This is a genomic window from Ruegeria sp. CDSA241 (assembly GCF_059611265.1).
The window spans coordinates 38,520-62,915 of sequence record NZ_JBXWPF010000001.1; the positions used below are offsets into that span (position 1 = coordinate 38,520).

Genomic DNA, 24,396 nt, shown 5'->3' on the forward strand with positions numbered 1-24,396 from the left:
TCATTGCGCGACCATTGGCCTGCGCGCCAACTGGCATTGCGTCCACAACTCACCCAATGCAGATACCAGTCGATCCACGTCTTCAGTAGAATGCATCGGCGACGGTGTAATCCGTAGACGCTCCGTTCCCTTGGGAACGGTTGGATAGTTGATCGGCTGGATGTAAATTCCATAGTCACGCATCAGTACATCAGAGATGAAGCGACACTTAACCGGATCGCCGACCATGACCGGAATGATGTGACTTGGGTTCGGAGTATGGGGAATACTCAGTTCGTCCAGCCTGTCTCGAACTTCGCGCACTCGCTGCTGGTGCAGATATCGTTCCGCATTGCTTTGCTTCAGGTGCCGAACCGAGGCTGCCGCACCTGCGGCTACGGCCGGAGGCAATGCAGTGGTAAAGATAAACCCGCTGGCAAAGGACCGGACGAAGTCCACAAGCTCTTTCGACGCCGCGATGTATCCACCGACGACACCGAAGGCTTTGCCTAATGTCCCCTCGATAACGGTTAGGCGATCCATCAGGCCTTCACGTTCGGCGATGCCACCGCCGCGCGGTCCATAAAGCCCTACGGCGTGAACCTCATCCAAATAGGTCATCGCGCCATAGCGATCCGCCAGATCACAGATCTCGGCAACTGGCGCGATATCACCATCCATGGAATAGACGCTTTCGAACGCAATGAGCTTTGGTGCGTTGGCTGGTATGTCAGCAAGCTGCCTTTCAAGGTCTGCAATATCATTGTGCTTCCAGATCCGCTTTTGACAACGGCTGTGGCGAATTCCCTCAATCATCGAGGCATGGTTCAACTCGTCTGACAGTACGGTGATACCAGGAATGCGGGAGGCCAAAGTTCCCAAAGCCGCCCAGTTTGAAACGTAGCCGGACGTAAATAGCAATGCCGCCTCTTTGCAGTGCAAGTCGGCTAGTTCCTGTTCCAGCAAAACGTGCTCATGAGTGGTTCCAGAGATATTCCGCGTACCACCCGCCCCGGCACCACACTCATCAATCGCTTGGTGCATTGCTGCAAGAATGCAGGGGTGTTGACCCATGCCAAGATAATCATTTGAGCACCAGACAGTGACTTTTTCGGGACCGTCTTCTGCGTAATTGCGCGCGGTCGGGAATGCACCGCATTGCCTTCCGAGATCCGCAAAGACCCTATAGTTCCCTTCATCTTGAAGCTGGTCCAGTTGATCACGAAAAAACTGCTGATAGTTCATTTCAATTCCCTACGGCCTCTTCGACGATCTCGGATAACAGAGTCTGAACCTTTTGCATTGGCCCGTCAGGGTAGCCTCGATATCCCACCATCACGCCACTGTCGTCCTCGGCTACAAAAATCCCGTAGGGGCAGAATCCGATATTCATAGGGTCGGCTTCCATCACCTCGCGCGAGGTTTTTGCCGAGCAGAAAATGAAGATGTCTGCGGCCGCAAATATCTGCTTGTCACTGCCGACATCAGCGCCCGTACGATTTAACATGTCGCCTACGTGGCTTACATGGTCGATGACCAGCCCCTGTCCGACAATCGCGGACTCGACGGCGAAGGTTGCATCATCAAAACTGCCGTCAAATGGGGCGGTGATGATCTCCTCTGCAAACGCATGGCTCGCCAGAACAGTGGAAAAAGCGGCTACAGCGATAAAGTGTTTCATGATTTTAATCCTCCTCTTGAGCCGCATCTTCTCAGATTGCTCATCAAGGTCTTTGACACCAGTCAAAGCTCCTGAATACCTTAACCGAACATGTCTGAAGTGATACCAGCGTACCAACCCAGCGACTCTTCATAAGTTGCTTTTCTCAAGTCCGCATCTTCGCCGGTCTGGCTGATAAAGCCGTCCACTTTGGCAATCTTTTCGGGAGTCGCTTCGTAAGTTGCGCCAACCTTGACGCCATTATCGGTGTCGATGAGCGACCAGCAGGTGTTGGAGAACTTGGCCGGAAACACTTTGGACCCGGTCAACGCACCTCGCACGGCATTCGCACAGACTTTCGCCTGACTGTTGGCCGAGAAGCCGGATTTGGGCATGTCACCCTGTTGGCTGGCGTCACCAAGAACGTAGATATCCAGGTCGGCTTTGGAGGACATATCCGCGGCGTTCACGGGTGCCCAGTTGCCATCGGTCACCCCTGCCATTTCCGCAATGCGTCCGGCTTTCATCGCTGGGATCACGTTGCAGACATCGACCTTGGTTTCTTCGCCGTCGATAGTAACGGTCATTGCATCCGGGTTTACGGCGACATTGCCGCCGCCGAAATCTTCGCCGATCCAGTCAACCATTCCTTCGTAGTGGTTGGCCCAACCCTCTTGGAACAATGACATCTTGGAAAACTTCGGTTTCGGGTCGGCAACGATGATCTTTGCTGTCGGGTTGTTCGCCTTCAGAACATGCGCAACCATTGAAACCCGCTCATACGGTCCGGGTGGGCAACGGTACGGGTTCGGTGGCGCGACCATTGCAAATGTACCGCCTTCGGGCATTGCCATGATCTGCGCCTTGAGAAGCTCGGTCTGAGATCCAGCCTTGTACGCATGCGGCATTTTATTTTGCGCCGAGACGTCCCAGCCCTCGACCGCACCATCAACAAAGTCGATACCCGGGCTCAGGATCAGCTTGTCATATGGAACGGACCCGCCACCTGCCAAGGACACAGTCTTGGCATCGCGATCCACCCCTGTGGCCCAATCATGCACCACGTTGATGCCGTAGTTCGCGGCAAGCGTGCCATAGCTGTGGGCAATGTCCGAAAGCTCCTGAAACCCTCCCAGATACAGGTTTGAGAAGAAACAGGTGTAATAGGTCCGCGACGGCTCGATCAACGTTACGTCGATCTCACCCCTGCTGTCTTTTGCGATGTAGCGCGCAGCAGTTGCACCGCCCGCACCGCCGCCGACAATTACCACGCGTGGTTTGCCTTGCGCCAACACCATCGGTGCCGATAACCCGGCTGCTACCACCCCGGCGGCTCCAAGAAATACTCGTCTATTTAGCGTCATCGCGATTCCTCCTCTTGGACACCGTCACTATGGATTATTGAAGTAGGCAGCCAATGCCGCGATCTCGTCATTGCTCAGCCGTCCGGCAATCATTCGCATGACCGGATGTGGCCGCTGTTTGTCTTTATATGCGTGCATGGCGACCACGAAGTCTTCGTCAGGCCAGTACACGATCGAGGGAATGCCCTCATCGCCTCCGTCGATCTGATGGCACGTTGTACATTCGCTGCTGAGATATGCGCCGTACTCCGGATCTCCTTGAATCGCCAAGATCGCGGGGTCGATAGAATGATCCGTGCCCTTCGCCGTCGGGTCCGCTTCTGGGATGTCCTGAGGATTGTCGGAAAAATCCCGCAAATAGGCGATCACGTTGGCGCGGTCTTCCGGGTCTTTCAGGCCACCAAAACTCATCCTGGTGCCTGACGCGAATGCACGTGGGTTTTCGATGTACGCAGACAGTGTGTCAGCGTGCCACTCCAGACCCGAGCTACCCGCGCGCGCAAGGCTTTTGGAATAGCTAAAGCCATCCAGACCAGCTGCCCTGCGCCCAAAAATCCCATTCAGATGCGGACCGATTTTGTTTTCGGCCCCCTTTCCAACCTGATGACAGCCTTTGCATTTGGCGAACACGGCTTTCCCTGCCTCAGCATCGCCAAGGTCTTCTGCAGCGTAGGTCGATGAAGCAGTAGCCCCAAAGAACGCGGCACAGACAAGCGCGTTCGACCAACGCATCGTCAACTTCCAAACGTCTTAAGATAGATGATCAAAGCTTCGATATCGTCCTGTTTTCTAAGACCTGCAAAAGACATCCTTGTGCCTTTCATGTATTCCTTGGGCTTCGTAAGAAAGGCAGTCATTTCTTCATCGGTCCAGACTAGTCCTGCCTCCGCAGACGCCTGCATCGCTTTGGAGTATTTGAAGCCCTCGACCGATCCAGCATTAGCTCCGATTACCCCGTTCAGAGCAGGCCCAGTGCTGTGCTTTGCACCTTCACCAATTTGATGGCAGGATTTACACTTCTTAAAGACTTTCTCTCCGGCAGCAGCCAGTTCTGTAACCTCGTCTGTCACTTCGGTTTCTTGAGCGGCCGGTATGGCTGCGGCCTCTTCATCAGGCTTTGGCGCTGCAGTTGGAATGAACGAGGGGCCTTTAGCCGAAAACGTCGGCAACTCATCCGGGCTGGCATTATTCATGACCGAGTTCGAACCACCCTCCGCGGGTGTTTCAACCAGAAAAACAGAACGCATCGTGACGGCGGCCTCTGCCTTGCAGTTCTCCATGCAAGGCTCTTTGCGCCATTCAGTGTATTCGGTCTCGGGTCGTACATCGACAACGAAACCGTCCATATTGTACATTTTGAACTCGGCGAAGTTTTCGTTGTTCAGCTCGAAATCGTCATCCACCAAATCATTGGAGTAGAGGATGTATGCGACAATTGCGTAGGTCTCATCCGCTGTCAGCGTGCCCGCTTCACCAAAGGGCATTGAGCGGGAAATGTAATCCCAGGCAGTCGACAAATGTGGCCAATATGACCCAACGGTTTTTACAGGATCTTCGTCTGCAAGCGTGTCAAACCCACCGGCCAGAACAGGCCAGTTATCGGCACCTTCGGCAAATTCACCGTGGCACGACGCACAGCGGGCCACAAACACCTCTTCTCCGGTCCAGACGTCGCCTGAACCTACGGGTAGGCCACGCCCATCAGGCAAGACGTCAACGTCCCAGGCCGCGATCTCTTCCTTCAGTGCCGACCGCCCAAGCCCAAGGCTACTCTCGCGGATGGGCGCGGATGCGGTCAAGTTCGCACCATTGGCGACCCGTTCTGCCGCCGCTGCCCGGATTTCTTCGACTTTGATCTCCAGTTCGGCTGCTCGTTTGGATTCTGCTTCCGCATTCTCCTGGGCAACTGCTGCATGCGCCTCAACCTGCCCTATCCGGGTCTCCAATGTCTCAATCTTCGAGTGGCCGTAGTTCCGGTTCGCGAAAGACACAGCTACCGCAAGCACCAACGCCGTACCGCCAAATACGGGCAGGAAAACATGACTAAGAGACTTCAACATTCTCGGCGATCCCTTCTGCGCTCACGTACCAAGTCTGGATACAGTTGTTGTGGTAGACCGAGTTTTCTCCGCGTTTTTCACGCAACTGGTCTTTGGTTGGTTGCACATAACCGGTCTCGTCTATTGCCCGGGCCTGCAAGAGCATTGGCACCCCGTCCCAGTTCGTATCGAGATAGAAACGTGTAAGAGCCTTGGTGTCGCCCTGCTTACCAAGACGCGCTGTCTCCCATGTGATCCCACCGTCCTTTGACACATCGACCCGTGTAATTTGTCCGTGGCCTGACCAGGCAAGCCCGGAAATGACCAGCGGACCCGGTCCGTGTTTGATCGGCATTTGCGGGCTGGGTGAGGTGATGACAGACTTAGCATCCATCACCCAAGTCCATTTCTGGGCCGTGCCATCGACGTAAACATCGGTGTATTTTGATGTTTCTTCGCGGCTTTCGACCGCCATATCGACAACCTCGATCCGGCGCAGCCACTTGACCCACATGTTGCCTTCCCAACCCGGCACCACGAGACGCACAGGGTACCCATGCTCCATCCGCAGCGCTTCGCCATTCGCCTTGAATGCAACCAACACGTCATCCAGCGCTTTTTCCATCGGGATAGAGCGGCCATTGGACGACGCATCTGCGCCCTCAACATAGACCCATTTGTCAGGTGTGATGTCGGCACCTGCTTCCTGCAACAGCGTGCGCAGCGGAACACCGGTGTATTCCATGTTGTGAATCATGCCATGAGTAAATTGGACGCCGTTGAGTTGCGCACCAGCCCACTCCATACCCGTGTTCGCCGCACATTCGCAGAAATACACGTGGTTTTCGCGCGGGAACCGCTCAATGTCTTCGTATGTAAAGACAAGCGGGCGATCAACCAGCCCGTTGATCATCAGGCGGTAGTCCTCCTTGCGCAGCTCGATCGCGCCTGAATGGTGACGCTCAAAGGCGCATCCCTGCGGAGTGATCGTACCATCGAGCGCGTGGATCGGCGTGAAGTTGATCGACGAAATCGGAGAGGCGGTCAACCATTCCACATTGCGGCGCACGACATGGGATTCAAAGCTGATCGGCCTGCCATAAGGCGTCTCATCAACACCTGCCCCCGTATAAGATGCCCAATCCTGAAGCTCTGTTATCAGTGGGTCGGGTGTTTCTGCCGCTGCCGCACCTGCAACGGATCCTGCGGCGACCGCGGCACTGCCTTTCAGGAAGGCCCGGCGGGACGGTTTGAACGCGTCATCCATATCTCTTAGGTCTCCATCGGTTTCTCAAGCGCCGATTACTTCGACACTGGTGTTCTCTTGCACCGTTACGGTGCCAAGGTTGCGAACATGGTTTTCGACGACATCCCAAATCGGCGGGCCCTCGGTGCCTTCGTTGACGCTGGCCCAACCGGCCACGACATAGGACTTGGCCGGGTCGATCGCCTCACCGGTTTTCAACAGCGTCATGTCGCTGATCCTCTGCCCCTGCGGCTTGGTTACGTCGATCCGATAACCCAGCCCGCCAACGCGGACCATGTCGCCACCCTGCTGGTAATAGGGGTCGGGATTGAACAGGTTGTCGCCGACATCTTCCAGGATGACATGGATGAACTCCCCGGTCATTTCTGTGCGATAGGCGTTCGGATAGGACATCGAGGTGACGTTCCAAATATCCTCGCGCGTTATTTCCTGCCCCGGCAGGATTGACGGCCCCCAACGGACGCCGGGCGACATTGCGATATCTGCCTCACGCTCATTGATCAGAGCATCGCAGATCAGGTCATCCCAAGTGCCGTTGAAGTTGCCGCGGCGGTACAGCAACGAGTCCGTTTTGCCGATCACCTCACTCAGCGCCGCCTCATAAGGCGCGCGCTGATCATTTATCAGAGCAGTGATCGCAGGATCTGGTGCAATAACATCAGAGAAAATCGGGATAAGCTTGTGCTTTAGCCCCATCATCTGCCCATCGCGCACGTCGAGATCCACACGGCTGACGAATTTGCCGTTCGATCCAGAGGCGATGATATGCGTTTTACCCACCAGAACCGGCTCGGGCAGCGCGTCATGGGTGTGGCCACTGAGGATAACGTCTATCCCCTGAACACGACCCGCCATCTTCTTATCCACATCAAAGCCGTTATGGCTTAGGACAACAACGACATCGGCGCCGGCATCGCGAACTTCGTCCACCATTGCCTGCATGTTCTCATCCCGGATCCCAAACGAGTATTCGGGGAACATCCATCCCGGATTTGCAATCGGCATGTAAGGGAAGGCCTGTCCGATCACCGCAATCTTGGAACCGCCCCGATCAAAGAATTTGTAGGGTTTGAACATCTCTGCGGGCTCATCCCATTCCGCGTCAAAAATGTTCTGCCCCAAGGCGGCAAAAGGCAAACCTTCGACAATCTCATTGACACGATCACTGCCCAACGTGAACTCCCAATGGAAAGTCATCGCATCGGGTTTCAGCGCATTCATGACGTTGACCATGTCCTGACCGGCCGTCTGATAGCAGGTGTAAGAACCGTGCCAAGTATCACCCCCGTCAAGAAGCAACGCATCAGGACGGTCCGCTCGAATGGCGTTGATGACAGTTGAGACCCGATCCAAGCCACCCACCCGACCGTAGGTCTTGGCCAGTGACTCAAAATCGGTGTAGGTCAGCGCATAGGCCGACGGGCTTCCATCTTCTATCCCGTATGCCTTGCGGAACGCGGCGCCAGTAACATGCGGCATCTGTCCTCTTGCATCGCCAATACCAAGATTGACTTCGGGTTCACGGAAATAAATTGGTTTGAGTTGCGCGTGAATGTCGGTGACATGAATCAGGCTGATATTGCCAAAGGTCTCGAACTCTAGCAGTTGATCCTGCGTTAGACTTTGCTGCGCAGCAAGCTTGGCCCAGTTGCCAAACCCGGACGCTCCGAACAGAGCCGAGGCCGCCATTGAAACCTGCAAGAAGTCACGTCGAGAAATCATCTATCAGCTTTCCTTTTACACATATATATGTGTGAATGTTATATAAGTGAAAAACCCGCTCCGGGCATTGCCCAGGCGGGTCATTCGTTATTGACGTACAGCTGGGGTTTCGACTGAAAGCCCGTTGCCACGCGAAGCGACATAGAGCTCCAGTGCCCGGAACTCGTCCGACCCTTCGGCAAAGGTTTCCGCACGCGTATCGCGAATACAACCGCGGAACCGATTGTGGCGCGAGATCAGTTTGGCCTGCTTCAAACGATAGGTAGGGAATCCATTTATCATCCCCTGGCTCAGGTGATCCGCTCGGATCATATTGCCCCAGTTTTCTTCATGACAGTTGGCGCAGCTCAGTTCCAACTGACCGTAGCGGGTATAATAGATTTCCTTTCCCTGTTCCCAGAATGGCGCGGCATCACCATCAATAGCAACGTTCATGGGCATCCCGCGTGACTGCAGACCGATCAATGCGACCATACCCTGCATGTCACCACCAGACCATTTCCAGGCATCGGCCTCCATGCGATCGGTACGGCACTTGTTGATCAGATCTTCCATAACCACCAGCTCGCCGCTTTCAGCATCGACCTTGGGCATGGACGCCTGCAATCCTTTGAAGCTTACCACTCCATCATGGCACGAGGCACAACTTTCACCTGCAGCACCATCAACTGCCTCATAGAGGTCGGCTGCCTGATCGACGAAGATCATTGCTGGATTGTCAAAATCATCAATCTGCAGTGCCTGAGTTTCATCTGTGCGGAAATGCCAACCCGAATAGACCGTGTCCAAATTCTCCAGATGCGCCGAGGCCTCGGTGACCGAGGTCATATTCAGCTCGTCATTGATCACAAGATTATCTTCGTCCGGTCCAGCCATTGCTGCCATTGGGAAAGCCAGAACAGCCGCGATCGCCGTAAGTGCCTTGGTATTCATTACGTTCCTCCCTTGGTGGGCCAGCGCCAGAAATCACAACCAGCGCTTACCTTCCTTAGTGGTCGAGCCGTCAGGCGATCTCGATCGTTTTCTTCTCGTCGTAAACTGAGCCATCATCATCGTACCAGGTGAAGACAAACTCACCGGCCTCGGGCACGGTTGCTTCGAACTGGAAGTACGGATTTGTCGAAATCGCAGGCTCCATAGTCACATCAATCACCATTTCACCGTTAAACTCGCAGGTGAAACGGTTGATGATCGAACGCGGGATGACGTTGCCTTCTTTATCCTTGCGCTGGCCGCTTTCCATCTTGTGGCTGATCAGTGTCTTGATCGTAACAGCTTCGCCAGCAGCGGCTGTCTTTGGAACCTTGACGCGGGGCTTTACACCGGATGCCATTGGTTAATCTCCTGTTCTTCAGGGCGCGTGGCGATTAACCGCCGCACCCTCCGATTGTCACTTTTACGGTCGCGGACGCTTTGGCAAAACTGCCATCTGCCATCTTCGCCACGGCAATGACATCCTGCGTTCCGGCAAGACGGATGCGGGTTGAAGCGGCTTGTTCAGCAGCCAGCGGGCCGAAATTGAACGTTGCCACGCCCGGTTCGGGGTTGCCTGCGGCCACGATCAGAATTGCAGCTGCGCCCGGAGCACTGACTTCGATTGGTACGGTGTTTCCGTTTTCCGCGATTTCCGGTGCCGTCAGTGTAACACCGCCATCAGCCACATCTGCCCCGCCTGAAAATGCGGAGATCGCATCTTCAGCAGCTGCATTCGCTCGTAGCGGCATAATTGTCAGGAACGCGGCGCCCAGCCCAAGGGCCAGAGTCTCGCGGCGAGAGAGTTCCATTTTCAATCTCCTTTGAATCTTCGAAAAGCCACGCCAGAAGGCGAGATTATTCCTCTTTCAGTGTCGCTAGAAACGCGACCACGTCCTCAATTTCCTGTGCAGTCAGGATCGTCGTTAGAGGCGCCGTTGGCGCTTTGCCCGTATAGGCATCGCCTGGCCGGATATAACCGTCATCCTTGTAGAACGCCGGCATTACCGTGCCTTCGAACGTCATTTTTGCGTTTGCGACTAAACCGCGAAGCTCTGCTTCGGTCCAACGATCACCGGCGCCATCCAGCATCGGGCCAACCTCACCATGGAACGGAATGTCCGCCAAAGCTGAGACCGCGTGGCATGCCACGCAATTACCTTTGGACTTGTCGCCAACGATGAGTGCACCGTTTGCCGCGTCCCCATTAACATCGGTCAGAGAGACCTCGATTGCACCATAGTCGTCATAGGGTACGTCTTTCGGACTTGTCTCTTCGGCAAATGCGGCAACGCCCATCATAGCGGATGCCAGTGTTAAGAGTCTCAGCTTCATGATCCCTCCCATTTGCTACCGCGCCTGTGGCGCTTTGCGACCCAAAGACTTTGTGCACCGTAGTCGACGAACATGGTTTATCGCAACATCAAATTCATCATAATGAATTTTTTTATCTGTAACGCCCAATCTCACTCCTGCGAAATATTGTTTCGCTCCTGAATGCGCCGCGCGTGATACCTTTGGAAATCTTCGCCATTATCAAGTTCATATCGCTTCTGATCGACCCAGGTGAAAAGGTCTAAGGTTGTTCCCTTGGAGAATGCTCCCGGCATTACAGCAACGGCAGCATCGATGGCTGAGGCAGCCTCGGGCACCTCTTCCGGCAGAAAAACAAGCGTTGGGGTAAACAGAATCCCCCATTTGCGCATCAGCGCTCTCTGCTCACTCTCTTCTCCGTCAAAATCTGTGGCCGTGGTGCTTCCATGCAAATCCAGCTGGACGACAAAAAAGTTCTCTTCGATAAACGCCGCCAGGTCGGGCTGTGGGAAAACCTCTTCGTGCATCTTTTTACAGTAGATGCAGCCCCGTTGTTCAATGAACAAAACCAACCGCTTACCTTCACCTGACGCCTCTTCAAGATCCTCGCGAAGATCTTTGAACGTGTCACGCATCCACGGTGTTTTATGCAATCCATCGTCGCCCAGATCAGCAGCAGAGACTGCAGCCCCTATCATGCATGCGATCAAAACTGACAAAGTGCGTTTCATGTCTTCCTCCCGGATTAACCTATGGCCGCAAGCCAGGGCATATAGTCCAGCATCCATTGTGCGATGTGATTGATCGAGTTGGTTGCGATCAGGACCCCGAACAGGATCAACAGCCCCCCCATTGCCATTTCGATCTGCGGCAAGTGCTTCCTGAACCGCGCCATCCATTGCATGAAGGGGCGAACCAAAAAGGCCGCCAGAACAAACGGTGCAGTCATTCCAACCCCGTAAACGAACAGAAGCCCCGCGCCCCGCCAAGCCGTTTCGGTTCCGGCCGCTGTAAACAGGATTGCAGCGAGCACCGGCCCAACACAGGGCGTCCAGCCAAAAGCAAATGCCAATCCAAGTACATATGCCCCAGTGAGGCTCACGTTTGATGTCTCGCCAATATCTGCACGTAACTGTCGATACAGGAACCCGATGCGAATTAACCCCAGGAAATGCAGGCCCATCGCTATGATGATGGCTGCAGCAATCCAACGCAGAATATCGAAGTATTCTCGTACCAGCTGACCAAATATCGAAGCCGTGGCCCCGAGAGCCATAAAGATGGTTATGATTCCAGCCGCAAATGCGATTGCAGCAAGCGTTGCCCGGCGGCGAACTTCGCCGGAAATGGCGGATGTCGCTGTAATCTGCTCCATACCGACCCCCGCCAGATAACTGAGGTAAAACGGCACAATTGGCAGGATGCAAGGCGACAGAAAGGACAAAAGTCCGGCGACCAAAGCTCCTGCAAAAGTAATGTCGAGCATGGTCAAACCTGTCCTGGCGCGCTATCATTCACACATTCAAAATTATAAAGATATGTCACTGCGGTCAATCGGAGCTTTGGATGCGCCAACTAATCCTACGTTTGCTTGCGATCACGTTGCTTGTTTTTCCCGTGGCTTTACGGGCCGAAATGACGCTTCTGATGGCAGAAGAAGATGGGTGCATGTGGTGCGCCCGCTGGGACTCCGAAATTTCAGAAATCTACCCTAAGACACCTGAAGGAAATGCCGCACCGCTTCGGCGTGTCGATATCCACGCAGCCATGCCTGACGACATCACATTGGAACGGCCTCTCTACTACACACCAACCTTTGTTCTGTTGGACAATGGCCGAGAGGTCGGACGAATCGAAGGCTATCCCGGTGAAGATTTTTTCTGGGGTGTGTTGGGCGTTTTACTGCGTGACGCTGGGATACTAATTGAGACCTCTGGATAAACTGCGGTATATTACATAAACTGTTTTGAATGCGTGAAGCCATGAAAGCGAGGCGATCTTGTTGGACAAATCTTCGAACCTGCCTGTGTTCTCCAAGGACATGTGCGCCGAAGACATGGACAGAATGATGGAGAATGCTCAGACCGCGTCAAATTTCCTCAAGGCAATCAGCCATGAGGGGCGCCTGATGATTTTATGTTATCTGTCGTCAGGGGAAAAATCGGTCACGCAGATGGAGGAAATGCTCTCAGCGCGTCAAGCCGCGGTATCTCAACAACTCTCCCGCTTGCGCTTCGAGGGCTTGGTGAAGACACGACGCGAGGGGAAAACGATCTACTACAGATTGGCTGATGATCGTTCGACCCAAATCCTGGAAGTCGTTTACGACCTTTTCTGCAGGGAGAAGTAGAAGCCGGTCAGAAAGCCGCCAGCTTTGGGAGGAGACTGGCAATGCTCGAAGCATTGGGAGACACAAATACCGTTGCTCTGATCGGTTTGATTGGTGGCATCGTATTGGGATTGGCCGCACGCATCGGCCGTTTTTGCACGTTGGGTGCAATCGAAGACTACCTTTACGCAGATGATGACCGGCGGCTGCGCATGTGGGCAATGGCAATCGGTGTTGCGATTGTCGGCAGCCACACCGCTATGGCGTTGGGGGGACTTGACCCTGTCGGAACAAGGTATCTTGCGCAGACCTGGAACCCCCTCGGTTCGATCGTGGGGGGCCTCATGTTCGGGTACGGAATGGCCATCTGCGGTAACTGCGGCTATGGTGCGCTGGCAAGGCTGGGAGGTGGTGACCTTCGATCATTCGTTATTGTTTTGATCATGGGTCTTTCCGCTTATGTCGTAATGTCCGGACCCCTCGCCTATCTGCGGGTATGGATATTTCCAGAGGAAATGGATCTCAATGGCCCCCAGAGCATTAGCTTTCTTGCCGAACGGTTGACCTCTATTCCAGCTTGGCTCATTGGCTCTGTTATCGGTGTGGCTTTGGTGTTTTTTGCTTTGGCAAGCCATCGCTTCCGCCGCGCTCCGGCACAGGTGTTTTGGGGGTCTGTAGTTGGACTGGCAATCGTTTCGGGCTGGCTTGGCACGAATTGGGTTGCAACACATGGTTTCGATGGTGAGCCGGTGCAAACCCATACCTTCGCGGCACCCCTGGGTGACACAATATTCTACCTTATGACTGCGTCCGGAAACACTTTGTCCTTTGCGGTCGGATCAGTCTCCGGCGTTCTCATTGGCGCGTTTCTGGGGTCGTGGTCTAAGGGCCATTTCCGATGGGAAGCATGCGAAGATCCACGTGAACTCAAGCGGCAAATGCTGGGCGCTGCGATTATGGGTCCAGGTGCGATCATCGCGGTTGGTTGCAGCGTCGGTCAAGGCATATCTGCATTCTCACTTCTGGCCTACAGCGCGCCCGTAACATTCGCTGCAATCTTTGCAGGCGCAGCACTTGGATTGAGACAGCTTGTGTCTGGATTGTCCTTCATAACTGAGCGTTGAGTTCACAGTTCAAATCAGCGGGAATCCGGGTTTGCACCGGTGCAGCTGATGCCCTGCACCAAGACCTAAAGAAACCCGGTTAATTTGTGATGGTGCTGGCGACTCTGCCATCACAAAAGCAAGCCAAAACGCTCTCTTTCCGACTTTGTCCTCGATCTCGCTTCTAAGGACATACCAAGGCTTATCGAGCCCTTGCTTCAGCCTGTTCTCTGCGCCCTCAGAAGGTCGGGACAAACGCGCAAACGAAAAATGTGTTATGATGGCCCCTTAGAAAAGGGGGCTACTATGTACAATCCCGTATCATCTATCTCAAAATTTCGGATCGGCTTGTCGGCATTGAACATCGCCGAACAGAAGTCAATTTTTGACTGCCTTCCCGCCGCTGTTCAGGCGGCAGTGTGGCAAGACCGGCTTAGTGAAGGCATTGCGGCACTGTCTGACAAGTCTCAGTGCCGGTTACTTTCCGAGCTACAGGATTTACTCAATCCTGACTGCTACTCCGAAGACAAAGCGAACCATACGGCCACTTCTCGTCTTGAGGAGTTGTCGCCTGTGATCGAGAAGGTTTTTCCAGATCACTCGGTGTTTCATAAATATACGCAGCAACTCGGCGACAATGCTTGCGAAAGCCCGATTATCGAAATTGCCAAAGGCGCGCCGCCTACGTGCACATGTTCGTCTTCGAGATCCTGTATGTGGTGGCACAATGATTGTGGGGCAATGCAGGAATGTCTTGCCGGTGGGTGCAAGAAGACTAACGTTGGATGTGGGGTCCTGTGGCTTCAGACATGCGATGGCCTTTGCACTGGGAACTGGTGCTGAAGAACGCAGGAAAGCTCTACCTATTCCGGCAGCAAAGCCTTTGCTTTCTTTGCCGAATTACAGGCCTGTGTTGAGGTCTAAATCAGGCGCGTCGCGCGTCACGGTGTGACGATCAACCTTCCCGGATTTGTCGATCTGAACAATCAGAGACTCAGCACGTTGAAAGCGGTCAAAATAAGGAAAGTTGACGTGGTCCAGATGCGTCATGTCCTGGCACTGCATCTGATAGTCTGCCCTGAATTCGGTATGCACATTTGATCCGTTGTCTACGACCGGTCCCAACCCTTCACCAGACAGCGTGACATTGGCCGAGACAGTGAAACACCCCGCCTCTTCAGGCAAACTGAACAGATCAAGGGGGTTGGACAATTCAGAAATGGCTCCGGCGACCGAGGCCTGATCGCCTTCGGTTTCCGCTGGGCCTTCGAACCCCAGGACGTCAAGACCAGGAACCACAAGGGAAATTGAAATCCCGGCTTCCGAAAAGGAAACCGCCAATCGTCCCTGCCCATGCTCGTGCTGATTTGCAACCTGGGACTGAGGCAACGCGTTTACCGGGAAAAGCGTTAATACAAACACTAAGAACTTCATGACCATGGAACCATCTGAAAAGAATCAACTAAGCGACTCTAAACTGAAAAAACATTCGCGCAATCGCGTCACGATACACCAAAGCCCACTAGAATTGGGTAGGAATGAGCTATTTTCGCTCACAATTTACCTGACTATAAAACTCAGGTTGACTTAGTTGACTATTTCTATCAGTTATTTGGTCGAGCGTCGCATCGCGCGAACCCATTGTTATCTGACAAGAAAGACTACCCCCCAATGAATACCCCCCTGATCCTGACAAGCGCCGTGGCTCTGATGACCGCCACATCTGCTTTTGCAACCGAGACCCCCTCGAAAGTAGATGTTCTGAATACCTACGCCAATATCGCCGAGGCGAAGTACGATGACAGCCTGATTGCAGCCAAATCGCTGCAGCGCGCCGTGACCGCGCTGATTTCCGAACCAAACGACGCAACACTGAATGCCGCCCGTTCCGCTTGGATTGCGGCCCGCGTCCCTTATCAGCAGACCGAGGTTTATCGGTTCGGAAATGCGATCGTTGATGATTGGGAAGGTAAAGTGAACGCATGGCCCTTGGATGAGGGCTTGATCGACTATGTAGACACCACCTACGGCGGCCCGAGCGACGAGAATGAGTTCGCCGCATTGAACGTCATCGCCAACCCAAGCTTTGAACTTTCAGGCGAACCAATCGATGCCAACGACATCACTCCGGAACTGCTGTCTGGCACCTTGCACGAAGCAGACGGGATCGAGGCCAACGTCGCCACTGGTTACCACGCGATTGAGTTCCTGTTGTGGGGCCAGGACCTGAACGGCCACGGTGAAGGCGCGGGTAGCCGTCCATGGACGGACTATGCCCAAGGTGATGCCTGCACCGGCGGCAACTGTGACCGCCGCGCCCAGTACCTTGAGGCCGTGACTGAACTGCTGGTCACCGATTTGGAATGGATGGCGACCCAGTGGCAGGACGGAGGCGCGGCCCGAACCTCCCTGACCGAAAATGAAAGCGCAGGAATAAGCGCGATCCTCACCGGAATGGGCTCGCTGTCCTATGGTGAGCAGGCCGGTGAGCGGATGCGTCTTGGCTTGATGTTGAACGATCCCGAGGAAGAGCATGACTGCTTCTCGGACAACACGCATAACAGCCACTACTATGATGGTCTTGGCATTCAGAACGTCTATTTGGGCAGCTATACCCGCATCGACGGAACTCCTGTCAGCGGCGCATCGCTTTCGGACTTGGTGATTGCCTCCGACCCATCTCTTGACGCCGAGATGAAGCTGAAGCTGGCCAACACAATGCAGGCGCTGGGTCGGATCAAATCCACAGCCGAGGCCGGGTTCGCCTATGACCAGATGCTGGAACGCGGCAACGAAGGTGGCGAAGTTTTGATCATGGGCGGTGTGAACGGGCTGGTGGACCAGACCAAGACAATCGAGCGGATCGTCACCATTCTGGACGTCGATCAGATTGAGTTCGAAGGATCTGAAAGCCTGGATAATCCGACAGCTGTTTTCCAGTAAACCTAGCGGTTCGGGGGCGGAGGATTATCCCGCCCCCAACTCATTTTCGGCTAACTGACAGTATGCCGCAGGACACGCACTTAATAACTGACTAATATAGTCGGAATACAAACCAGAGCGCCACCTCCATGATCGTCTGCCATTGCACCAAGATCACAGACACCGAGATTCATGCCGCCATTGACTGGATGCGCGTTTCCGACCCTAGGGCAGTCATAACCCCTGGCAAGATCTATCATGCCCTTGGAAAATCAGCGGATTGTGGCGGATGCATGCCGCTTTTCCTAGACACCATGCGCGCCAGCGATAATCTGGAAGTCCCCATGCAGCTTTGTGCATTACGCACCAAGGCATCACAGGAGAGTGTAGATGAAGGGCGATCCCAAAGTCATAGAATACCTCAACAAATCTCTGCGGCATGAATTGACGGCAGTCAGCCAGTATTGGCTGCATTACCGTCTGCAAGAGGATTGGGGCCTGACCCACATGGCAAAGAAAAGCCGTGAGGAAAGCATCGAAGAGATGGGTCATGCCGACAAGCTGATCGAGCGCATAATCTTTCTGGAAGGTCACCCCAACCTGCAGAAACTGGACCCGCTTCGGATTGGACAGACCCCGAAGGAAACTCTGGAATGTGATTTGGCTGCCGAGAATGATGCGCGTGCCCTGTACGTTGAGGCCCGTGAATATTGTCGAGAGGCGGGTGACTACGTGACTATGTCTCTGTTCGAGAACCTGATCAGTGACGAAGAAGGCCATATCGACTTCCTCGAAACACAGCTTGATTTGTACGAAAGGATTGGCGAAGCCAATTATGCGCAACTTAACGCATCGAAAATGGACGAAGGCGAGTAAGCTCTCGCTTGTAGCGGTGGCTGCGATTGCAGCCACCCCGATCCTGTCCGCTGAACTGCAGGATCTGCATCTCAACTTCCAACCCAGAACCGAAGATGAAAAGGCCCGGATCGCGGATGTGATCGCCGCGCCCACGGATTTCGACGCCGCGCAACGGTTCGAGGACCTGCCCGCCGGTGCTGCAACCGTAAGGGCACGTCAGGACGCAGATGCATTTTCGCAACCTTCGGGCAATCTGAAATTCGAACAGGAACTGGATTTCAAGGTCGGCAACGGGCTGTTCAAGAAAATCTGGGTGTCTTCGCCTTCCTCGACCCTGGCCTCGGACGGTTTGGGGCCATTGTACAACGCGCGCTCTTGCCAACGATGTCACATTAAGGACGGGCGCGGCCACACACCAAATGGGCCCGATGACGGGGCCGTTTCGATGTTCCTTCGGGTCTCAATCCCCGGTGGCGGCGCAATCGATGAAATCGCGGACTACATCGCCACTCAGCCCGAACCCAATTACGGCGGGCAGATGCAGGATCTGGCCCTCGCGGGCCACCCCGCCGAGTACCGGCTGGACATCACCTATGAAGACCTTCCTGTCGCGCTATCAGACGGCGAAACGGTCATTCTCCGCAGCCCGACCTATACCGCGGCGGATCTTGGATATGGCCCGCTGCACCCCGAGGCGATGCTGAGCCCGCGCGTGGCTCCGCAGATGATCGGCCTGGGATTGCTTGAGGCAATTCCCGTGCAGGACCTGCTGGCCCAGGCCGACGCGGATGACGCGGATGGCGATGGTATTTCCGGCCGCCCCAACATCGTTTGGTCAACCGAATATGGTGAACCGATGATGGGCCGGTTCGGACACAAAGCCGGGATGCCCACGATAATGGAGCAGTCTGCTGCAGCTTTTGCAGGGGATATCGGCATCTCAAGCCCGCTTTACCCTGCTGGCTATGGGGAGTGTACGGAATTGCAGGTGGATTGCGTTGGCGCCCCCCATGGGGACAACGATGACCGTGTGTTTGAAATCGACCAACTGGGCATGGACCTCGTTGCGTTTTACAGCCGCAATCTGGGCGTACCCGCGCGGCGCGATATCGGTGACCCGCAGGTCCTGCACGGCAAGCAGGTATTCTTCGATACCGGCTGCGCCTCGTGCCACACGCCATCCTATGTCACCCACCGGATGGACGACCGGCCCGAGCACAGTTTTCAGCTGATCTGGCCCTATACGGATCTTCTGCTGCATGACATGGGCGATGGTCTGGCCGACAACCGACCCGAAGCACGCGCAACAGGCCGGGAATGGCGCACACCCCCGCTTTGGGGGATCGGCCTGACCGGGCAGGTCTCTGGCCACACACAATTTCTGCATGACGGGCGGGCGCAGTCGCTGTTGGAAGCTATTTTGTGGCACGGCGGAGAGGCACAATCGGCGCGCGACACCGTTGTGTCTATGCCAAAACCTGACCGCGACGCTTTGATCCGCTTTCTGGAGAGCCTCTGATGCGTGCCCTCGGCCTGGCCATTGCCCTTATTCTGCCCCTGTCAGCCTTGGCGCAAAATCCCAGCCAGATCCTGACAGATGTTGTTGAAGGGCACATTCTTCCCGGATACGCACAGCTATCTGACGCAACAGCTGCGCTGGATGCGGCCGCGCAGGCGGATTGCACAGCCGCTTCACTGAACCTTCGTGCAGCCTATCACCTGGCATTCGACCGCTGGGTCACGGTAAGCCACTTGCGCTTTGGCCCCTCCGAGGTCGATGACCGCGCATTTGCGATGGCATTCTGGCCAGACACAAAAGGGTTTACACCCAAAACCCTATCCGGCCTGATTGCCACCCAAGACGCGGTGGTTGAAACCCCCGAGGCTTATGCCGAGGCTTCGATCGCGGGACGCGGGTTTCTTGCACTTGAAATGATGCTATTCGACCCAGCCCTCGCGGATCAGGGCGACAGGGCCTATCGATGCGCTTTGATCCGGGCGATTGCTGCAGATATAAACCGCAATGCCAAGGCGATGGATCACGACTGGCGACCTTTCTCTGCCAACCTGACCATGCCTGGCGGAGACAGTCCTTACCGGTCTGCTGATGAGGCCATGCAGGAACTTTACAAAGCTCTGATCACCGGATTGGAATTCACTGCCGAAACACGCCTTGGACGCCCCATGGGCACCCTAGAGCGCCCCCGTCCCAATCGGGCCGAAACGCGCAGGTCTGAACGGTCACTACGCCAGGTCGAACTGTCATTGATCACGCTGCGCGATCTGGCCACCGGGCTGTCCGCAGATCATCCGCAGATTGCCGCTGATTTGGATAATGCGTTCGACAAGGCTATCATCCGCACGCGTGAGTTAGACGACCCTACACTGGCCGGTGTCTCGACACCTTCGGGTCGGATACGGGTCGAAGCCTTGCAGCAGATGATTAACGACATCCGCACGATTGCAGCAACCGAGCTGGGCCCGACCTTGGGTATCAGTGCCGGATTCAATTCGCTGGACGGGGACTAAGCCATGACAAGCCGTCGACAATTCCTTGCGGGCCTGGCTGCAGCCAGCCTTGCCCCGACACAAGGTTGGTCGACTGTCGGCGCGCCGGATTTCCTGGCGGCGGCGCTGTTTCCGGACGGCACCTATCGGCTGGCGGGCCTGAGTTCTGAAGGCGGTATCTTATTCTCTCTCCCCCTGCCGGCGCGCGGCCATGCCGCTGTGGCGCATCCCTTGCGCGCGCAAGCCGTGGCTTTCGCCCGCCGCCCTGGCACCTTTGGCGTGGTGATCGATTGCAAGAGCGGAACCCAAACCGCACGGATGGATGCTCCCAAAGGCCGCCATTTCTATGGCCATGGCGTGTTTTCCCGGGATGGAACCCATCTGTTCACCACCGAAAACGACTATGAGGCCGGTGAGGGTGTGATTGGCGTCTGGGACTCGGAGGACTACACGCGGTTGGGCGAGTTTTCTTCGGGCGGAGTCGGGCCGCATGATATGCGGATCATGCCGGATGGGGAAACTCTGATCATCGCAAATGGCGGCATTGAAACACATCCTGAAATGGGCCGAACCAAGCTGAATCTGCCCATCATGCAACCGCGCCTAAGTTATCTGAGTCTGTCAGGCTCGGTCCTGGAACAGATAGAGCTGCCCCGGACACTGCATAAAAATTCGATCCGGCACCTTGCCGTTCGATCCGACGGTCTGGTTGGGTTTGCAATGCAATGGCAGGGCAACAGGTTAACCCAACCGCCTTTGCTGGGACTGCACAAAAGAGGCGAGGCTCCGCGCCTGCTTGCAGCCCCGGAATCGGTGCAAAGTGCCTTGCAGGGTTACGCTGGCAGCATTGCTTTTGCCGGGGACGGCAAAACCATCGCCATCACCTGCCCTCGCGGCAACAATTTGCTCCGGTTCGACAGCTTGACCGGTCGACTTAACGACACGACCCCGCTTGAGGATGTCTGCGGCCTGGGTGCCGGGCCTTCCGGTTTTGTCTTCACCACAGGCACCGGGCTGGTCGGAGCGCTTACTGCCAAGGCCCGCATTTCCGCCCGGCCGGATTGTCAGTGGGATAACCATCTGGTTCCCGTTGGTCTGCCTGTATAAATTCGGAAATACCCGTCACATAGATTACACTTGGACGAATCGAATTGCTGCCGTATTGGCGGGCGCGAAGCAGGCACTCTAGGTTAAGGACAGACTTGATTGAAACAGACGCCCGACGCACCGCATTCCATCTACGGGGTTGAGAAATGGGGCAAAGACCTCATCGAGGTGACGGAAGACGGCGAAATCGGTCTGCGCAATCCCCTTGCACCAGAGACTGCTGCTATCAGCCTGCCCGGTATTCTGCGTGATCTGGACGATCGCGGCATCAAGGCTCCGATGATCCTGCGCGTCAGCTCCTATCTGGAGCACGAGATTGTCCATATTAACGAAAGCTTTGCAGAGGCGATTGCCCGGGTTGGGTACAAAAGCAGCTATCGCGGTGTCTTTCCGATCAAGGTCAACCAACAGGCTCAGGTGGTCGACCGGATCGTCGAGTTTGGGAAGAAGTACAATTATGGCCTTGAGGCTGGCTCGAAACCGGAACTTGTGGTCGCGCTTGCCCATCGTCTGGCCAATGAGGCGCTGATCGTCTGCAACGGCGTCAAGGATGCCGAGTTTATCCAGCTGGCCATCCTCAGCCGCAAAATCGGGTTCAATACGGTGATCGTGCTGGAAAGCCCGAAAGAGGCCGACACGGTGATCGAAGTCTATAACCAACTGGGCATCGAACCGCTGATCGGCGTGCGGGTTAAACTGACCAACCAGATCAGCGGAAAATGGGAAGAAAGCTCGGGCGACCGTTCCGCCTTTGGCATGAACACCGATCAACTGGTCGCCACGGTGGACAAGCTGAAGGCCGCCGGATTGCTGCACTGCCTGAAGCTGCAGCACTCGCATCTTGGATCGCAGGTGCAGGACGTCAATGACGTGCGCCGCGCCGTGGGTGAGGCCTGCCGATACTATACCGAACTGACCCGCGAAGGCGTACCGCTGACCCATCTGGACCTGGGTGGCGGCATGGGCGTAGATTACACGGGCGAAAAGAAAGCCGCCGAAAACTCGATCAACTACACGGTAGAAGAATACTGCGCCAACGTGGTCGAAACCGTGGCCTATGCCATGGATGAAGCCGAGGTCAAGCACCCCACATTGGTCACCGAAAGCGGGCGCGCTATCGTTGCGACCTCATCCATGCTGGTGTTCAACGTGCTGGAAAGCACGCTTTATGACGCGCCAGACGGCCCTGAGGTCGAGGCGGATGATCATCACTTAGTCTCGGACCTTGCCGCCGTGCACGGATACCTCTCCAGCGACCGCCTTCAGGAATGCTGGAACGACGCCACTTTTTATCGCAACGAGCTGCGCGCCCTGTTCCGCCGCGGATATATCGACCTGCGCCAGATGGCGCGTGCCGAACGCATTTATCTGTCATTGATGGCCCGCCTCAAGGCGTTGGCTGCCAGTGATGAGCTCGACACGGATGTCGACGAACAGTTGGAAAAAGTGGCTGATATCTATCACTGCAACTTCTCACTGTTCCAATCGCTGCCCGACGTCTGGGCCATTGACCAGCTACACCCGATCGTGCCGCTGCAGGGTCTGAACGAAACGCCCGACCGCCGCGCGGTGCTGTCCGATATCACTTGCGACAGCGACGGCAAGATCGACCGGTTTATTCTGGCCGACGGTGTCTCGCCCAGCCTGCCAGTGCATTCCCTGCCCGAGAATGACGAATACTTCATGGGCGTCTTCTTTGTTGGTGCTTATCAGGAAACGCTGGGCGATCTGCACAACCTGTTCGGCGACACCAACGTGGTTACCATCGACCTGCGCTCCGATGGCGGTTTCGATCTGCTGCACGAGCAAGAGGGCGACACCATTGGTCAGGTCCTGTCCTATGTCGAGTTTGATCCGGCCGACTGTGTCGCCGCCTTCCGCAAAATGGTGGACGAGGCGATCTCGACCGGTACTCTGCTGGCCAAAGACCGCAAAACCCTGATGAGCGCATATCGCGACTCGATCAATGGCTACACCTATTACGAATAACCCCCGAGAGGAGATGACCCCATGGGAACTTTGAGTGGCAAAACGCTGGTTGTCGGCGCGGGCGGCGTCTCTCACGCTGCGGTGCACAAGATGGCGATGAATTCGGACATCTTCACTGAAATCACGCTGGCCAGCCGCACCAAGTCGAAATGCGACGCCATTGCCAAGGCCGTGAAAGAGCGTGTGGGCGTTGATATCGCTACTGCGGAGCTGGACGCTTATAAGGTCGCGGACACGGTCAAACTGATCAAGGACACCGGTGCCGAGGTCCTCGTGAACCTGGCCCTGCCCTATCAGGACCTCGTGCTGATGGACGCGTGCCTTGCGGCGGGCATCCACTACATCGACACCGCGAATTACGAGCCCGAGGACGAAGCCAAGTTCGAGTATCACTGGCAATGGGCCTATCAGGATCGGTTCAAACAGGCAGGACTGACCGCCATCCTCGGTTCGGGCTTTGATCCGGGCGTGACGTCTGTCTTTGCGACGTGGTTAAAGAAACACAAGTTGGATACGATCCGCCAGATCGACGTGCTGGACGCCAATGGTGGCAGCAACGATCAGGAATTCGCCACCAACTTCAACCCCGAGATCAACCTGCGCGAAGTGTTGGCCGAAGTGCGCCATTGGGAAGCTGGCGAATGGAAACACTCCCCCGCCATGACCCATAAGGTCGAGTTCGATTTCCCCGCCATCGGCCCCAAAAACATGTACCTGATGTATCACGAGGAACTGGAATCCCTTTCCACCCACTTCCCCGAAATTGAGCGCGCCCGCTTCTGGATGACCTTCGGCGACGCCTATATCACCCATGCCAAAGTGCTGGAAAATGTTGGCATGACCCGCATCGACCCGGTAATGCATGACGGCAAGGAAATCATCCCGATCCAGTTCCTGAAAACCCTGCTGCCTGATCCCGGCGATCTGGGTGCGGAAACCAAGGGCAAGGCCTGCATCGGCGACATCGCTACAGGTCAGGCCAAGGATGGTTCGGGTGAGAAAACATATTACATCTACAACATCTGTGACCACGAGGAATGCTACGCCGAGGTCGGCAGCCAGGCCGTCAGCTACACCACCGGTGTCCCCGCCATGATCGGTGCCGCGCAGGTGCTCAAAGGCAACTGGACGCAGCCAGGTGTGTGGAACATGGAACAGCTCGACCCGGATGATTTCATGGACATGCTAAACGCCCATGGCTTGCCATGGCAGATCCACGAACTGGATGGCCCGGTCGAGTTCTGATCCGCCAAGCTTCATCTG

At 55.5% G+C, this 24,396-nt stretch carries 26 protein-coding genes; 12 read left to right on the forward strand and 14 right to left on the reverse strand.

The window, feature by feature from the left end; genetic code table 11:
* The 13 genes from hemA to AC2FJV_RS00260 all read right to left on the reverse strand — a co-directional run bounded on the left by hemA (nucleotide 1) and on the right by AC2FJV_RS00260 (nucleotide 11,803).
* Complete coding sequence (gene hemA, locus AC2FJV_RS00200) at nucleotides 1-1,224, reverse strand: 5-aminolevulinate synthase (RefSeq protein ID WP_496688781.1); 1,224 nt, start codon at nucleotides 1,222-1,224, stop codon at nucleotides 1-3.
* Nucleotide 1,225: 1 nt separating this feature from the next.
* Complete coding sequence (locus AC2FJV_RS00205; protein WP_496688783.1) at nucleotides 1,226-1,660, reverse strand: DUF302 domain-containing protein; 435 nt, start codon at nucleotides 1,658-1,660, stop codon at nucleotides 1,226-1,228.
* An 80-nt stretch (nucleotides 1,661-1,740) separates the two neighbouring features.
* Nucleotides 1,741-3,003, reverse strand: coding sequence for an FCSD flavin-binding domain-containing protein (locus tag AC2FJV_RS00210; RefSeq protein ID WP_496688785.1), 1,263 nt, complete (start codon nucleotides 3,001-3,003; stop codon nucleotides 1,741-1,743).
* A 27-nt stretch (nucleotides 3,004-3,030) separates the two neighbouring features.
* Entirely contained in the window at nucleotides 3,031-3,735 is a 705-nt protein-coding gene (locus AC2FJV_RS00215) for a c-type cytochrome (protein WP_142635858.1), read from the reverse strand.
* Between the two features lie 2 nt (nucleotides 3,736-3,737).
* On the reverse strand, nucleotides 3,738-5,063 hold the full coding sequence (locus AC2FJV_RS00220) for a c-type cytochrome (protein ID WP_496693657.1): 1,326 nt from the start codon (nucleotides 5,061-5,063) through the stop codon (nucleotides 3,738-3,740).
* Nucleotides 5,047-6,309, reverse strand: a complete 1,263-nt coding sequence (gene soxC / locus AC2FJV_RS00225; protein ID WP_496712006.1) for a sulfite dehydrogenase — start codon at nucleotides 6,307-6,309, stop codon at nucleotides 5,047-5,049. Before soxC ends, AC2FJV_RS00220 begins: the two co-directional genes overlap by 17 nt.
* A 24-nt stretch (nucleotides 6,310-6,333) precedes the next feature.
* Nucleotides 6,334-8,031 carry a thiosulfohydrolase SoxB gene (soxB, locus tag AC2FJV_RS00230; protein WP_496712008.1) on the reverse strand — a complete coding sequence of 566 codons (1,698 nt, stop codon included), beginning with the start codon at nucleotides 8,029-8,031 and terminating at the stop codon, nucleotides 6,334-6,336.
* 87 nt (nucleotides 8,032-8,118) lie between these two features.
* Entirely contained in the window at nucleotides 8,119-8,964 is an 846-nt protein-coding gene (gene soxA, locus AC2FJV_RS00235; RefSeq protein WP_496712012.1) for a sulfur oxidation c-type cytochrome SoxA, read from the reverse strand.
* Between the two features lie 70 nt (nucleotides 8,965-9,034).
* Complete coding sequence (gene soxZ / locus AC2FJV_RS00240; RefSeq protein WP_142635848.1) at nucleotides 9,035-9,364, reverse strand: thiosulfate oxidation carrier complex protein SoxZ; 330 nt, start codon at nucleotides 9,362-9,364, stop codon at nucleotides 9,035-9,037.
* A gap of 34 nt (nucleotides 9,365-9,398) precedes the next feature.
* The gene (gene soxY / locus AC2FJV_RS00245; RefSeq protein ID WP_142635846.1) at nucleotides 9,399-9,815 is read right to left on the reverse strand and encodes a thiosulfate oxidation carrier protein SoxY; all 417 of its coding nucleotides are present in this window, start codon (nucleotides 9,813-9,815) and stop codon (nucleotides 9,399-9,401) included.
* A 46-nt stretch (nucleotides 9,816-9,861) separates the two neighbouring features.
* Nucleotides 9,862-10,338: a sulfur oxidation c-type cytochrome SoxX gene (gene soxX, locus AC2FJV_RS00250; RefSeq protein ID WP_142635844.1), complete on the reverse strand. Its 477-nt coding sequence runs from the start codon at nucleotides 10,336-10,338 to the stop codon at nucleotides 9,862-9,864.
* 131 nt (nucleotides 10,339-10,469) lie between these two features.
* Nucleotides 10,470-11,048, reverse strand: a complete 579-nt coding sequence (locus AC2FJV_RS00255; protein WP_496688793.1) for a thioredoxin family protein — start codon at nucleotides 11,046-11,048, stop codon at nucleotides 10,470-10,472.
* A 14-nt stretch (nucleotides 11,049-11,062) separates the two neighbouring features.
* Nucleotides 11,063-11,803: a cytochrome c biogenesis CcdA family protein gene (locus AC2FJV_RS00260; RefSeq protein WP_496688795.1), complete on the reverse strand. Its 741-nt coding sequence runs from the start codon at nucleotides 11,801-11,803 to the stop codon at nucleotides 11,063-11,065.
* Between the two features lie 80 nt (nucleotides 11,804-11,883).
* On the opposite strand from AC2FJV_RS00260, the gene AC2FJV_RS00265 reads away from it, so the two are divergent.
* The 4 genes from AC2FJV_RS00265 to AC2FJV_RS00280 all read left to right on the forward strand — a co-directional run bounded on the left by AC2FJV_RS00265 (nucleotide 11,884) and on the right by AC2FJV_RS00280 (nucleotide 14,592).
* A complete protein-coding gene (locus AC2FJV_RS00265) occupies nucleotides 11,884-12,258 on the forward strand; it encodes a hypothetical protein (protein WP_496712015.1) in 375 nt (124 codons plus the stop codon).
* Between the two features lie 100 nt (nucleotides 12,259-12,358).
* Nucleotides 12,359-12,667, forward strand: coding sequence for an ArsR/SmtB family transcription factor (locus AC2FJV_RS00270; protein ID WP_142635976.1), 309 nt, complete (start codon nucleotides 12,359-12,361; stop codon nucleotides 12,665-12,667).
* Between the two features lie 41 nt (nucleotides 12,668-12,708).
* The gene (locus AC2FJV_RS00275) at nucleotides 12,709-13,770 is read left to right on the forward strand and encodes a YeeE/YedE family protein (RefSeq protein ID WP_496688797.1); all 1,062 of its coding nucleotides are present in this window, start codon (nucleotides 12,709-12,711) and stop codon (nucleotides 13,768-13,770) included.
* Between the two features lie 285 nt (nucleotides 13,771-14,055).
* Nucleotides 14,056-14,592, forward strand: coding sequence for a bacteriocin fulvocin C-related protein (locus AC2FJV_RS00280; protein WP_496688799.1), 537 nt, complete (start codon nucleotides 14,056-14,058; stop codon nucleotides 14,590-14,592).
* A gap of 57 nt (nucleotides 14,593-14,649) precedes the next feature.
* Here the strand turns inward: AC2FJV_RS00280 and AC2FJV_RS00285 are convergent, their stop codons facing one another.
* Entirely contained in the window at nucleotides 14,650-15,171 is a 522-nt protein-coding gene (locus tag AC2FJV_RS00285; RefSeq protein ID WP_496688801.1) for a ZrgA family zinc uptake protein, read from the reverse strand.
* A gap of 249 nt (nucleotides 15,172-15,420) precedes the next feature.
* Here AC2FJV_RS00285 and AC2FJV_RS00290 point away from each other — a divergent pair, with 249 nt between their 5' ends.
* The 8 genes from AC2FJV_RS00290 (at nucleotide 15,421) to AC2FJV_RS00325 (ending at nucleotide 24,378) form a co-directional block, all read left to right on the forward strand.
* Nucleotides 15,421-16,692, forward strand: a complete 1,272-nt coding sequence (locus AC2FJV_RS00290; protein ID WP_496688803.1) for an imelysin family protein — start codon at nucleotides 15,421-15,423, stop codon at nucleotides 16,690-16,692.
* A 128-nt stretch (nucleotides 16,693-16,820) separates the two neighbouring features.
* Complete coding sequence (locus tag AC2FJV_RS00295; protein ID WP_142635828.1) at nucleotides 16,821-17,114, forward strand: (2Fe-2S)-binding protein; 294 nt, start codon at nucleotides 16,821-16,823, stop codon at nucleotides 17,112-17,114.
* Nucleotides 17,062-17,547 carry a bacterioferritin gene (gene bfr, locus AC2FJV_RS00300; RefSeq protein WP_142635826.1) on the forward strand — a complete coding sequence of 162 codons (486 nt, stop codon included), beginning with the start codon at nucleotides 17,062-17,064 and terminating at the stop codon, nucleotides 17,545-17,547. Before AC2FJV_RS00295 ends, bfr begins: the two co-directional genes overlap by 53 nt.
* A complete protein-coding gene (locus AC2FJV_RS00305; protein ID WP_281995321.1) occupies nucleotides 17,507-19,048 on the forward strand; it encodes a di-heme oxidoreductase family protein in 1,542 nt (513 codons plus the stop codon). The genes bfr and AC2FJV_RS00305 overlap by 41 nt, the downstream gene beginning before the upstream one ends.
* Entirely contained in the window at nucleotides 19,048-20,058 is a 1,011-nt protein-coding gene (locus AC2FJV_RS00310) for an imelysin family protein (RefSeq protein WP_496712017.1), read from the forward strand. The genes AC2FJV_RS00305 and AC2FJV_RS00310 overlap by 1 nt, the downstream gene beginning before the upstream one ends.
* Before the next feature lie 3 nt (nucleotides 20,059-20,061).
* Nucleotides 20,062-21,144: a DUF1513 domain-containing protein gene (locus tag AC2FJV_RS00315; RefSeq protein WP_496712019.1), complete on the forward strand. Its 1,083-nt coding sequence runs from the start codon at nucleotides 20,062-20,064 to the stop codon at nucleotides 21,142-21,144.
* A 99-nt stretch (nucleotides 21,145-21,243) separates the two neighbouring features.
* The gene (speA, locus tag AC2FJV_RS00320) at nucleotides 21,244-23,133 is read left to right on the forward strand and encodes a biosynthetic arginine decarboxylase (RefSeq protein ID WP_281972444.1); all 1,890 of its coding nucleotides are present in this window, start codon (nucleotides 21,244-21,246) and stop codon (nucleotides 23,131-23,133) included.
* Nucleotides 23,134-23,154: 21 nt separating this feature from the next.
* The gene (locus AC2FJV_RS00325) at nucleotides 23,155-24,378 is read left to right on the forward strand and encodes a saccharopine dehydrogenase family protein (protein ID WP_496712023.1); all 1,224 of its coding nucleotides are present in this window, start codon (nucleotides 23,155-23,157) and stop codon (nucleotides 24,376-24,378) included.
* The last annotated feature ends 18 nt before the right edge of the window (nucleotides 24,379-24,396 follow it).